Genomic DNA, 12,289 nt, shown 5'->3' on the forward strand with positions numbered 1-12,289 from the left:
AAGAAAATCCGGTACTGCTGAACACCCTTGAGGAAACGGATAATCCGGTAAGAGCCGTGTTTGCGGTGGCGAAAGTCAATGAAGGCTGGGACGTACTTAACCTCTACGATATTGTCCGTATCAGTGAACAAGCCAGTAACAGCAAAACCGGTACTGACAGTGAGGCGCAGCTTATCGGGCGCGGGGCACGGTATTACCCGTTCAGTTATGACGGTAAGCGAAGCTTTACCCGCCGGTTTGATACTAGTGCACGGGATTTGAGCGTACTGGAGCAACTGCATTACCACACCATCAATGAGCCGGCGTACATCAAAACACTGCACAAATCCCTTGAGCAGGCAGATATCGACGCCCAGCATGACGGCAGCGGGAAAGTCGAACACGCCAGATTAAAAGACGACTTCAAAAAATCCGCGGTATATCAGACGGGTAAGCTGTACTTCAATGAAGTGGAAGAAATCGAGAGCCGCAGCCGGTGCTGGGAAACATACTCACTGGAAACCCGCTTTGAGGTGCCGTACCTGACAGCCAGCGAGGAATCACTGGATAATCTGTCGCAGTCCGAACACAGGAAAACGAAGCCGGAACCTCTGGCACTGGATGAGCGATTTTACCGTAAAGCGATGCAGAAAATCCGCTTCTATGAACTGGATAACCTGAAACGGTATTTCCCCAATCTGACCGGTATCAGGGAGTTTATCCGCAGTGAAGCGTATCTGGGGAAACTGAAAATCAGCCTCACTGTTCCGCAGTCTCTCGATTTTTCCGCCGTACCGGCAAAAGAGAAATTGTCCCTGCTGGAAACCGTGCTGATTCGTATCTCAGAGAACGTGCGGCGCAATGACCAGAAAGTCAGAGGCACGTACCGCTTTACCAGCCAGCCGGTGAAAGACGTTATCAAAGATTACAGTCTACATATTGACCCGTCGGTGATAGTGAACCAAAAAATCACCGCAGAGCCAACCACCGGTAAAAAATGGTATGTGTTTGATAACGCGATACTGAACCAGCTTGAGCATAAACTGGTGAAGGTGCTTGGCGCATTTATGGAAAAACTGAAAACCCGTTACGATGAGATTTATCTTATCCGTAATGATGAGCAGTCAACCCGCTTTAAGCTGACGGAGTTTGGTGGGGTAAGGGGCTTTATGCCGGACTTCATTATGATTCTGACTCGCCATGCTGACAATGCCTACTGGCAGGTTTTTATTGAGCCGAAAGGCGATGATAGGCTGCTTGAAGATGCATGGAAAGAGCGGATGCTGGAAACACTGAATGATGAAAGCCGTATCATCATTGATGAAAATAACGATGTGCGGCTGATAGGCATTAAATTCTTTGCCAACAGTCAGATGGATACGTTTATCAGCGACATCCAGAATAAACTCAATGGCGGAGAACCATTAGAAACGTCATCACTGCTGCTGTAACAAGGGAAAGTAGACAAACGGAGCCGCATGGCTCCGTTTTTTATTTAACCGGTTTTATCTGATCAGGGCTTGTCATCACAGGTGCTGATGTTGGCGAGCGGCGCTTTCTTTTCCCATTGCGCTTCCATCGCCTGCATCGCGCCAAGGGGATTACATGAATAATCTTGATAGCAATCTTCCATGCCCTAACGGACATCTAAAACTCATTCCTTCCGGTGTCTTTCCCTTTTAATCTCGTCAGAAAAATAGTCTCGCGGGGTGTCGGGGCTTTGCCCTGACCAAGAGCTTTGTAATAACGACTGCGTGCAGGCGGTGCTACAAAGGACATCTTGTCCGCTATTTGACTATGATTTTTCACCCAATTTCATTGTCACTTTTTTTGCAACTTTTTCTCAACGTTAAAACAATTTTCAGTAAATTTAAAATCAGAATCAGAGACAACATGACGATGAACATGTTCCGGTTTTGGTTCAAGCTCTCCATTCTCAATCGCAACCATTTCTTTCACACTGCTCAGCAACTTTTGAAACAGATCTTCTCTCATAATTTTTTCACTCACTAACAACTTAAATTCAAAAGTTGCGTTTTCAGTTCTTCAGTGGATACTCTCAAATTCTCCGTCATTAGCCTTACAAGCCGTTCTGTTGAATCACACTCGAATGTGAGGCAAAACAGCTCCACGGCGTTCTCATGGCGTTTAATAAGCTCAGAAAGGCGGCTCACCAGAAGTGATTAGAATAACCGTTTTTTATCCGCCGATACAAAAGGGGGAATTCAATCAAGGAGGCGCGTTGAAAGATGTCCTGAAGCTGAATCAGGAAACGAATGAGGATCTGATTATGGCGGATGAGATGTCGGATGGCTCGGATGATGGTTCACGGTTGGCGTTTGGATGGGAAATAAATGAGCGTCGTTATCGTCGTTTGCCGGAGAAAGATGGTAAACGACGTGATTAAGCATGATAGGCAGACTTATGAAAATGCTAGCGCTTTATCATAGTCTGGTATTGGCTAGTAGTTGTTTATTAAAAATAAGTTTCTTAAATTTTAAATAGGGCGGTGAGTCTTATTTAAGATTTACTGTAGGAAGTCATGTTTGTAATTAAATTTATTTATTCTTGTTATTTTTTGAATGGAGATAAGTAAATTTCACAAGGTTATTATTATTCTATGGTAGTATTTTTATTTTAAAATTTAAATTTTATCTTATTGATATTGTTGTTTTTTTATATAATATATTGATTGAATATCTTGAAATGGAAATGTAAAAATGGATGAAAAAGATAAGTTACAGAATGAATTTGGTGAAATTCTTAATAAAAGTCGTGTTGTTCCAGAAGAAAAATTAGCAGTGATGATGATGTTTGGTTTTCAATTTATGTCACTGGTTCAAGCGGATATAATTAATATGCGTGCTTTTGATGGTCGAGTTTTAACATTGAAATTAGAATCAAAAGAATTAAAACATTAAATCATCTATTTTGCATGGAGGTATTTAAATGAGTATTGAAGACTGGCGTTCTATAATAAATAATGATGGAGATGTTAATAAATTATGTTTTTCGGAAGATTATATAAAAAGGAGACGTACTGAAGAAATTGAAAGAAAATATTTCAATAAGCCGTCTATAATTTCAAATAAAATGTCAGAAAATGAAGAATATTATCTCTTGTTAACGCATGGTCAAATGATTGAAGCCGTAAAATATTGTTGTGGAAATAACCCAAACGCGTCATGGAAATCTTTATTTTCAGTTGGTGATTTTTTATCAACGTTTTCAGGGAATATATTGGATGGTTGGGCTTTTCTGAACTTAGCAAATGAATTAAGCATGTATTTTGGTGTAAAGGTAACTCAATATGTTAATGGATATGGACATAAAATGGTAAAGCTGACTGGACGTGCTGGAATCAGAAAGTTTTTAAATGCAACAAAATATAAAATAGGTAATTTTAAGTTAATAAAGATGGGTATAGGAACAACGGCGTTGCTAGATGGAATAGGTGTAGTAGCTAAAAGAGTTATTTTTGTTTCCGTGGCATATAGAACACTCGAGCTGTTATTTAGAGATAAGTATGATATTTATGATTTTTTCGGAAATATTACGATGGATATAGCTAAAACTGTTGTTGGAGCTTTGGTCGGCCTTGCGTTTGTTGCTGGTGCTACTATTGCTATGGAAGCAGGAGCTTATGTTTTAGTGATTGCTGTTATAGGATTAGCTATTGGAATTGCTACGACATTGGCGTTATCTGCGTTTGATGAAAGTAATGATATCAGTAAAAAGCTGATAAAATACATGCGTGAAAAGGAATTGGCTGAGGCTGATAAATTAGATTACCGTAAACAGACATTTGGTTATCCTTATCCACGAATAAAATAAAAATGGAGTTAAAGTTAATAATGAAGAGGATTATATGAATAATAAAAATAAATTGGCTGTAGCAATCTGGATGCTTTTTTTATTTTTAATAGCTAATGTAGCTCTCTTTTTTTCTATTGGTGATGTTCTTTTGGTTTATCATCTTTCTGATGTTGTTTTTTTCTCATGGAGGGTATTTTCAACATTGTTTTTTTATCCTTTGATATGTTATTTTTGCATTTCAACACTATATTATTTATCCTTCTCAAGGATGCCAAAAAGAAATAATTCAATTTATAAAATCCTTACATTTATTGGTATCTTAGGTTTTTTTATTAGTTTCCCTGTATCTTGGTACACTGATTTAAAATTAAAAGAAAATGGATATATTATTTGCTATAAAAAATCGTTAACTTCTCAAAATAAATATGTGATAAATGAAAAATTATGTGATTAAGGATGTGTATTATATATTTGGTTTTACTTTAATGTTTTTGTTAAATATAAAACCACCCGTATATCGGGTGGTTATGAATTAAAGGGTTCTATCTTCCCAAATGCTATAGGCAGATGTTCCAGCAGTCACATGATTCCACGATATAGATTTATAGTTTAGTGTGACTTTTTCGTATGGCATCATATCATGATCATTTATGGAATGTGGATATACACAAGAAATATCTGCGATAGTGGCTTCTGTAATTTTTACTTCGTAGAATAATTCTAATTGCCCTGTTTGGCTTGTTCTATAAAAAATAAAACCACCGTTTAATGATTCGTTGGAGTCTATTGCCATTGCCAGTAGTGGCGATGATTTGTCGATTGGTTTGATGAATTGTATTGGTTGGTGACTCACATTCTGTTGGCGTGAAATTGCATGATTTAGGCTGAGTATTTGTATTTGGTCTTCATGCCCTTTTTGGTATCTGTTACCTATAGAATCTAGGGTTGAGCATCCCGCTGATATTAAGCCTTGTTTTTTGCCATTTAATGTTAGATAAATCATATATGACATAAATATTACCTTCCTAGTTTTTATTCAGATGTTCTTAACTCAATAGATATTTATGATAGAAAAAATAACTTAACATAAAAAAGTTATTTTTGATTGATACATCAAGATAAAAAAGATCTTCTTCAAATTTTTTTTGTTCTCATATGGATATTTCGTTCAATTAGGTGGTCTTGTTTATCAAAATAGCGACTGGGCCAAATGCCTGAGGGATGAATACCGAGATATTTTCGTAGTCAGCGTTGAAGTGCACGCAGTCATAGTAAAGAACCGGATGTCATGGCTGCGCCCCGACACCCTGCCAACCCCTCACACCACTAGATTGAAATCTGCCTGCGTTCGTGGTTTTCTGATTTGTTTTGGCGGCAAACGCCAGCAGGTAGCGAATCCTGTCTTAGCACTAAGATTCTCATTTTTTTTCGTTTGCACGAAGCTGAATCGTCAAGGAGTAAATCGGGGGCACATTGTGTTTCTGAAGTCTTTTTTGGAATAGGGTATGTTTTGTTGAATTGGTGGACGCTGTTGCTTCAATAAAAGGGAGTTCGCTGACGTAAGAACAAGCTCTGATATCGGATTACTGTTGTTGCAAAATTTTTTGTCTGTTGTCTTCTTCCAACGCTGTTCTGAACTTTGGATCGCCCATCTATTTTTTGACCCATTCTTGATGTGTTTTTAGTTCCATTTTTTGGGGGCATTTCCTTGTATTTGTACTTAAGGGATAAATGGCGGATTTTAATTTGCGTTGAAGTCTTGTCGCATAAGGCCTGATAGCGTATTTGCTCGTATTATTTGAACTGGTGATTGTGCTTTGAAGTGAAAGTTTTGCTCCTGCAATTGCGTCAACAATTTAGGAGCTGATCACCTTAGAAATCGATTCGTTTAAGCAAAACTAGAGAGCAACAATAAGGTGATAAGAGGATGATAACATATCTTTTCAGCGCCTGCCCAGTTTGGAGCAGGCATGATGAAAGAATCTAAAAGACCTTTCTTGAGTGATTACAGTCCTAATGATAAGCCTTGGGACACCCATAAAGGCCAGTCGGATGATGTGGGGGGGATATTTCACTGAAAATAAAGGGGTGGGATATGTTTTGTTGAACCACTGTGATGTTTCGGGGGGAAACAAGACCGGAATTTAAACCCTTTTTTCGGGGCTGGTAGACAGCAAGACGGGTAAACCGGTTGATGACAGTGCAGCATTGTTGGGCGCATTAGCCAGCCTGAATGAATTATCCCGTGACAATCCAAAATGGACAGAATGGAAACACAAAGGCAATGACATGCTGAGTCAGAAGAATACTGTTGCTGATGAATGACCTGGCAGGTGCCCTTAAAACTTCCTGAGAAGCCCGTGGCTGAGTTTTATGATGTTATGGGTTAAAGAGTGTGGGTAAGGTCAGAAAAGTCGCGCAGAGTGGTACTCACTGTCATTCTGACTGAGCCATGAGCGAAGCGAACCAGAATGTCACGAAAAATACAGCGACTGAGTCGTCTGATGGTCGGAGACAAAAGTATGGTTCAGCGATTTGCCCGAGCATTGCTCGGGAGCTACTACTGTTTTTTCTGGCGTGTTTTGAAAAGGAGCAAACGTGGTTTGCGACATCCTTTTAACTGTCATCAATCAAGGGGGATGATGCTCAGTTATCCACAAGTTAGGGATCTATTCTTTTTATCTTTATTATTCTTTCTTTATTCTTGTTTTTTTATTTAATTGATTTTAAAGAAAAAAAAAAACAAAAGGTATACAGAAAATTAGGATTGGTATACAGAAAATTAGGATGCCGCATGCAAAGGTATACAGAAAATTAGGATACTAACAGGTAAGCTCTAATGGTATACGTAAAAAAATTCGTTTACCTTTGTGGTTGGTTGATGTATTTTTATTTTGTATACCAATTGTCATTAAGGTGTTTAACCATGTCTGAATTAGTCGTGTTTAAAGCTAATGAGCTAGTCGTAAGCCGCTACGATCTCACCGAGCATGAAACTAAACTGATTTTATTTTGTGTTGCAAAGCTTAATCCAACGATAGAAACACCAAATGAAGAACAACGAACAGTTACCTTTTCATGTTCTGAATATGCTCAAGTGATGGATCTGAGTTATGAAAATGCATGGGGAAGATTAAATGCTGCAACAAGCGACTTATTTAAGCGTTCTGTAGAGCTAATTTACCCAAGCGGGGATGTAGCTAAAAGAATATTTAACTGGGCAGATTATGCGGAGTTTAATCGTAAGCATCAGACAGTAACCCTAATATTTAGCAAGTATATAGTCCCACTGTTATTCCACTTAAAAAAATTCATCAAGTACAATTTAGTACATGTGAAAGCCTTTGAAAATAAATACTCAATGCGCGTTTATGAATGGCTTCTAAAAGAGATGAGCCAACGAAAAACAAATAAAGCCAACATTGAAATTAGCCTTAAAGAATTTAAATTCATGTTAATGCTTGAAAATAATTATCCTGAATTTAAATTTTTAAACACAAGAGTATTAAAGCCGATAATAAAAGACCTAAACACCTATAGCAATATGAAGTTGAATATTGAAAAACGCGGTCGCCCTGCTGATACACTGATATTCCAATGTGAGTTAGATAAACAAATTGATCTTGTGACAGAACTTGCTAAAGACCCTACTCAAACACCGAAAAAAACAGACAGCAAGACAATTAAATCAATCAGCACCATGCCTGAAAACCGTCTATATGATGGACTTAAAAAAACACTGCATGATGCGTTGACGGCAAAAATACAGCTCACCAGTTTTGAAGCAAAATTTCTGAGTGATATGCAAAGCAAGTATGATCTCAATGGTTCATTCTCATGGCTTACGGAAAAACAACGAACCACACTGGAGAAAATTCTGGCTAAGTACGGACGGATCTGAGGTATTTATGGCAATAGTCTCTATCAGTGAAGCAGCTCGGCTAATAGGTAAAAGCAGAACAACAGTACACCGTTACATATCAAGCGGGAAACTGTCCACATGTACAGATGAACATGGCGTAAAAAAACTAGATACATCAGAGCTATTACGTGTTTTTGGTGCATTCAGCCATGTTCAACCTGAACATAGTGACACTGTAATATCTGAACAGCGTGTAACACAAAGTGGAACAGATAAAACGAAGCAACTGGAACACGAAGTTGAACACCTGAGACAACTGGTCATAGCCCAGCAATCGCATATAGACAGTCTGAAACAGGCAATGCTTTTAATCGAATCCAAGCTGCCTGCAACATCCGAACCTGTCGCGCAGCAGGCGGCGAAAAAACCGTGGCAATTCTGGAAAAAATAACCGGTTCAGTCCGGAAACCGGCTCAAACCGAAACTGCCGCTTTGATAACAAACTGGCAACATAAAAAAGGGCGGTTTCAGAGGCAGAAAACCCCGCCTTTTGACCGTTCCTGCGGGGTTTCGCGGTGAGTGCTAGTACGGTGGTGCGCTTAAGCACCTTTATGTTAAATAAGGGCAATATTTAACATAAAGACCCCCTTATAACAGCAATGAATCAATGAGGGATTCAAAAAATGAATCCTTCATTGATTCATTGCTGTTTCTCATGTAGGTTAAGAGAAAATTAATCTTGGAGTCTTACTATGAGCCTACTTAGCAGCCTAAATAAAAAATTCAATTCCGATATTAAAAACACTGTGACTTTAAGCGTTAGAGTTACCAATGAGGAAAATGCCGTACTTCAAGAAATCGCAGATGTTGTTGGGTGCACTCGACAGGATGTTATCTATCAGCTGATATCTGACTATGCCATCCCTGAATGGCAAAAAATGAAAACCGTAGATGACAATGATGCGAGTGAAGCACTTGAAGAACATGCTGGAGCATCTTATTTTTTACTAAACACAAACAAAACAAATAGCTTAATTGACCACAATATCATTTTAGAAAAAGGGATAGCGGCAACATTTGAAGATGATTACATCGGAAAAATGAACAGAATAAAAAAAGGAGATGTAGTTTTCTTGTATGAGTCAGGATCAGGTATAGTCGCGTATGGAATAGGTAGTGGTCAGAATATTGACGAACAAAATCCTGAAAAAATAAACCATAAATCTATGCGCTATCAGATTTTATCTGACTTCAGATTACTAAAAAAACCATTAGCCGCAAGAGATGTAAAACGCATACTCGACAATGAAATTCCTTTTGCTCAAACCTTATCTCAAGTGAGTGACGGTGAAAAACTATATGCACATTTAAAATCAGTGAAATAATCTCAATAAATATTAAGGCATGCAATATGCAAACTGAATTAATCAGAGAGCTGAACAACGTATTAAAAACATTCCCGCAATTCTGGAATGGTGAAGAATTACACCGTTCCATGGTGATTGACGCTATCAGCCGTAAACAACCGGATATCATTAAAGCATTAGTGAGCAATGAAAAAATAAAATCTGTTTACGGCACGGATATTGACAGTATTTTCATTTTTGACTTTGATAAGCTGTGCAGCCTGCTGAAATATAAAGAATACTGGGCAAACAGCTTCACAAAATACCGCAACAAAGTTGGATTGACCAGCGAAGGAAAATATCTTGATTACAGCTCTGACGTTGTACTCGATTTTCCGTTTAAGGATTGTGTACTGGAAGGAGGGATGACAAAAGAAGATAAGGGTAAATACGAAGTATATTACAATGAAATTATTGCCCGTGATGAGATAGACCGTCTTTTTTCGCCAAAGGTGTTAAGCAATGCAAAGCGTTATGCAAAATATGACGTGAATGAAAAAATTACTAATTTTAATGAAAAAGACAATCTGATCATCAAAGGAAATAATCTAATAGCCTTACACTCATTAAAAGAAAAATACGAAGGAAAAATAAAACTCATTTATATTGATCCTCCTTACAATACTGGCACCGATAGTTTTAAATACAATGACAGGTTTAATAGATCATCATGGCTATCATTCATGAAAAACCGCCTTGAAGTAGCAAGGGATTTATTGATGAATGATGGGGTTATTTTTGTTCAATGTGATGATAATGAGCAGGCTTATTTGAAGGTTTTAATGGATGGTATTTGGGGTGAGGAAAATTTCATAGGAACAATCCCGAGAAAAACACGTAATGGAAAATCAGATGTTTCATACAAATTCTCCCAAGATTATGACTGGATTGTAACCTTTACTAAAGGAGCTAACAAAAACACCTCATTATTTCAAAGGGAAGTGGAGAGAAAATATTATAAATCAGATGATTTTGAAGAAAGATGGCGGCTGGCAGATTTAACAAAACAGACAACACCAGAAGAGCGTCCAAACTCAAACTTCACTATGAAAAACCCTAAAAATGGTGATGAGTATCCTGTTAACCCCAAAAGGAGTTGGGCTGTAACAAAAGAGACTTTTCTTGATTATTATAATCAAGGAAGAATTGTTTTCCCTAATGACTATGACTTCCTAAATATAACAAAACCTGCTATGCGCGTTTTTGAAAGTTCTGATGCAGGTAAAAAAAGTTATGTGTCCAGTGATTTTCTTCTTAATTTAGAAAATGGATTTGAAAACACCAAGGGAAATAAGCAGATTGATGAAATGTTTGGTAACCGAGCTTTTTCTTATGCTAAACCGGAAGAACTTTTAGAGAGAATAATAAATGCAACAACAACAAAGGGGGACTTAATTTTAGATTTTCACTTAGGTAGTGGCACCACTGCCTCGGTAGCCCATAAAATGGGACGTCGTTATATTGGTATAGAGCAGATGGATTACATCAATGATATCACTGTCCCACGCCTGCAAAAAGTCATTGAGGGTGAGCAGGGAGGCATATCCAAAGACGTTAATTGGCAGGGAGGCGGTAGCTTTGTTTACGCCGAACTGATGGAACTGAATGCCTATTTCGTGCATGAAATCCAGAAATCTCAATCTTACGCTGAACTCGAAAAACTCTTTGAAGTCATGAAAACCGAGGCGCATCTCAATTATCAGGTGGCACTGGAAAACGTCTTGTCCGCCGAGTATGAGATAGACGGCATACCGCGTAAAGTCGCATTCAGTGAGCTGGAACTGAATGAGCAGAAGCAACTGCTGATTGAAATTCTCGATAAAAATCAGCTCTACGTGAACGCGTCCGAGATGGATGACAGCGACCTGAACATCTCAGAAAGCGATAAAGCGTTTACCCGCAGCTTCTACAGCAAGGACTGATGCCATGGCGAGAAAACCGACTTCCGGCGGTAGTCAGGCACTGCTGTTTAATCAGTTTCAGCAGTTTGACGGACTGGGGCTGTTCAGTGACAACTATGAGACACCGGACTACATTCAGGCGAACCTGAAAGACGCGTTACGACCGTATCAGCATGAGGCGTTGCGTTACCTGCATTACGCGCAGCGCAATCCGGCAGAAGCGGCTGTCCGTTACCGGCACCTGCTGTTTCACATGGCAACGGGTGCGGGAAAAACCATGGTGATGGCGGGGGCGATACTGTATCTGTTTAAAGAATACGGCTATCAGAACTTCATCTTTTTCGTGCATACGGACGCGATTATTCAGAAAACCCGTGAGAACCTGCTCAATCCGCAGTCGCCGAAGTACCTGTTCAGCCAGACGCTGGAAATCGACGGGGAAAAAATCACGATAGCGCCGGTCGAGACGTTCCCCTCCGTGCCGGAACGCAACACCATTTACCTGAAACTCTCGACCATCCATAAGATTCACGATGAGCTGAACAGCTACCGTGAAAACAGTATCACCTATGAGGATTTGAGGGAAATCCCGATCGTGCTGCTCGGGGATGAGGCGCATCACTTCAATGCCGAAACCAAAGCCAAAAGTAAAGCGAAAAACTCAGAGGAATACGAGGAACTGACGTGGGAGCGCACGATTGAAAACATGCTGGCGCAGCGTCCTGAGAACCGGCTGTTGGAGTTTACCGCCACCATTGATTTGAGCAAAAAAGAAATCTGGCAGAAATACCACAATAAGATTATTTATCAGTATGATTTAAAACAATTTATGTCAGACGGCTATTCCAAAAAAGTGATGCTGCTGGAAGCCAATCAGCACGACTGTGACAAGATGCTGGACGCGGTGCTGCTGAGTCAGTACCGCAAACTGGTGGCGGCGGATAACGGCATCACCGGTTTTAAGCCAGTTATTCTGTTCAAATCGAATAAAATCGCCATTTCCAAAGCCAAACAGGATGAATTTTCGCAGCTTATCGATTCACTCACACCGGATACCGTCAGACGTCATCTGGCGAATAAGAAGGTACAGCTTAGTTCAGACACCAGTATCTGGCACAAAGTGATACAGCGTTACGCTGACAGCGATTTAATCACGGTTATCGGACAGATACAGGAAGATTTTAATGACTTCAACCTGCTGAACGTTAACAAATCCGACCTGCTGGAAGAAAATCCGGTACTGCTGAACACCCTTGAGGAAACGGATAATCCGGTAAGAGCCGTGTTTGCGGTGGCGAAAGTCAATGAAGGCTGGGACGTACTTA

General features: G+C 39.5%; 12 protein-coding genes and 2 pseudogenes. 11 read left to right on the forward strand and 3 right to left on the reverse strand.

Translation table 11 applies throughout. The features are described from left to right. Positions 1 to 1,430: pseudogene (locus Xhom_RS24385) on the forward strand (DEAD/DEAH box helicase family protein); the annotation flags it as partial. A gap of 370 nt (positions 1,431 to 1,800) precedes the next feature. Here Xhom_RS24385 and Xhom_RS31735 read toward each other — a convergent pair. After that, positions 1,801 to 1,974 carry a hypothetical protein gene (locus tag Xhom_RS31735; RefSeq protein WP_169928570.1) on the reverse strand — a complete coding sequence of 58 codons (174 nt, stop codon included), beginning with the start codon at positions 1,972 to 1,974 and terminating at the stop codon, positions 1,801 to 1,803. Positions 1,975 to 2,212: 238 nt separating this feature from the next. Here Xhom_RS31735 and Xhom_RS24390 point away from each other — a divergent pair. From Xhom_RS24390 to Xhom_RS24405, 4 genes and pseudogenes are all read left to right on the forward strand, one after another. Further along, positions 2,213 to 2,386 (forward strand): annotated as a pseudogene (locus Xhom_RS24390) (protein rep); the annotation flags it as partial. A 313-nt stretch (positions 2,387 to 2,699) separates the two neighbouring features. Continuing rightward, a complete protein-coding gene (locus tag Xhom_RS24395; RefSeq protein ID WP_099140094.1) occupies positions 2,700 to 2,900 on the forward strand; it encodes a hypothetical protein in 201 nt (66 codons plus the stop codon). A gap of 28 nt (positions 2,901 to 2,928) precedes the next feature. Continuing rightward, positions 2,929 to 3,813: a hypothetical protein gene (locus tag Xhom_RS24400; RefSeq protein ID WP_099140095.1), complete on the forward strand. Its 885-nt coding sequence runs from the start codon at positions 2,929 to 2,931 to the stop codon at positions 3,811 to 3,813. 34 nt (positions 3,814 to 3,847) lie between these two features. Further along, complete coding sequence (locus Xhom_RS24405) at positions 3,848 to 4,249, forward strand: DUF1240 domain-containing protein (RefSeq protein ID WP_099140096.1); 402 nt, start codon at positions 3,848 to 3,850, stop codon at positions 4,247 to 4,249. Between the two features lie 78 nt (positions 4,250 to 4,327). On the opposite strand, the gene Xhom_RS24410 is transcribed toward Xhom_RS24405, so the two are convergent. Both Xhom_RS24410 and Xhom_RS47290 read right to left on the reverse strand, forming a co-directional pair. Continuing rightward, positions 4,328 to 4,807: an Hcp family type VI secretion system effector gene (locus Xhom_RS24410; RefSeq protein ID WP_099140097.1), complete on the reverse strand. Its 480-nt coding sequence runs from the start codon at positions 4,805 to 4,807 to the stop codon at positions 4,328 to 4,330. A 122-nt stretch (positions 4,808 to 4,929) separates the two neighbouring features. Continuing rightward, positions 4,930 to 5,022, reverse strand: coding sequence for a helix-turn-helix domain-containing protein (locus Xhom_RS47290; protein WP_099140103.1), 93 nt, complete (start codon positions 5,020 to 5,022; stop codon positions 4,930 to 4,932). Between the two features lie 936 nt (positions 5,023 to 5,958). Here Xhom_RS47290 and traD point away from each other — a divergent pair. The 6 genes from traD to Xhom_RS24450 all read left to right on the forward strand — a co-directional run. Further along, positions 5,959 to 6,120, forward strand: coding sequence for a conjugal transfer protein TraD (gene traD / locus Xhom_RS24425; RefSeq protein WP_099140098.1), 162 nt, complete (start codon positions 5,959 to 5,961; stop codon positions 6,118 to 6,120). Positions 6,121 to 6,721: 601 nt separating this feature from the next. Further along, entirely contained in the window at positions 6,722 to 7,696 is a 975-nt protein-coding gene (locus Xhom_RS24430) for a replication initiation protein (RefSeq protein ID WP_099140099.1), read from the forward strand. A gap of 7 nt (positions 7,697 to 7,703) precedes the next feature. Continuing rightward, positions 7,704 to 8,108, forward strand: coding sequence for a MerR family transcriptional regulator (locus Xhom_RS24435; RefSeq protein WP_099140100.1), 405 nt, complete (start codon positions 7,704 to 7,706; stop codon positions 8,106 to 8,108). 301 nt (positions 8,109 to 8,409) lie between these two features. Next, on the forward strand, positions 8,410 to 9,042 hold the full coding sequence (locus tag Xhom_RS24440; protein WP_099140101.1) for a hypothetical protein: 633 nt from the start codon (positions 8,410 to 8,412) through the stop codon (positions 9,040 to 9,042). 26 nt (positions 9,043 to 9,068) lie between these two features. Then, positions 9,069 to 10,985, forward strand: coding sequence for a site-specific DNA-methyltransferase (locus Xhom_RS24445; protein WP_099140102.1), 1,917 nt, complete (start codon positions 9,069 to 9,071; stop codon positions 10,983 to 10,985). A 4-nt stretch (positions 10,986 to 10,989) separates the two neighbouring features. Continuing rightward, on the forward strand, positions 10,990 to 12,289 hold a 1,300-nt coding region (locus Xhom_RS24450; RefSeq protein WP_169928572.1), incomplete at its 3' end, for a DEAD/DEAH box helicase family protein.

Origin of the sequence: Xenorhabdus hominickii (assembly GCF_002632725.1) — a bacterium.
GTDB classification, from domain to species: domain Bacteria; phylum Pseudomonadota; class Gammaproteobacteria; order Enterobacterales; family Enterobacteriaceae; genus Xenorhabdus; species Xenorhabdus hominickii.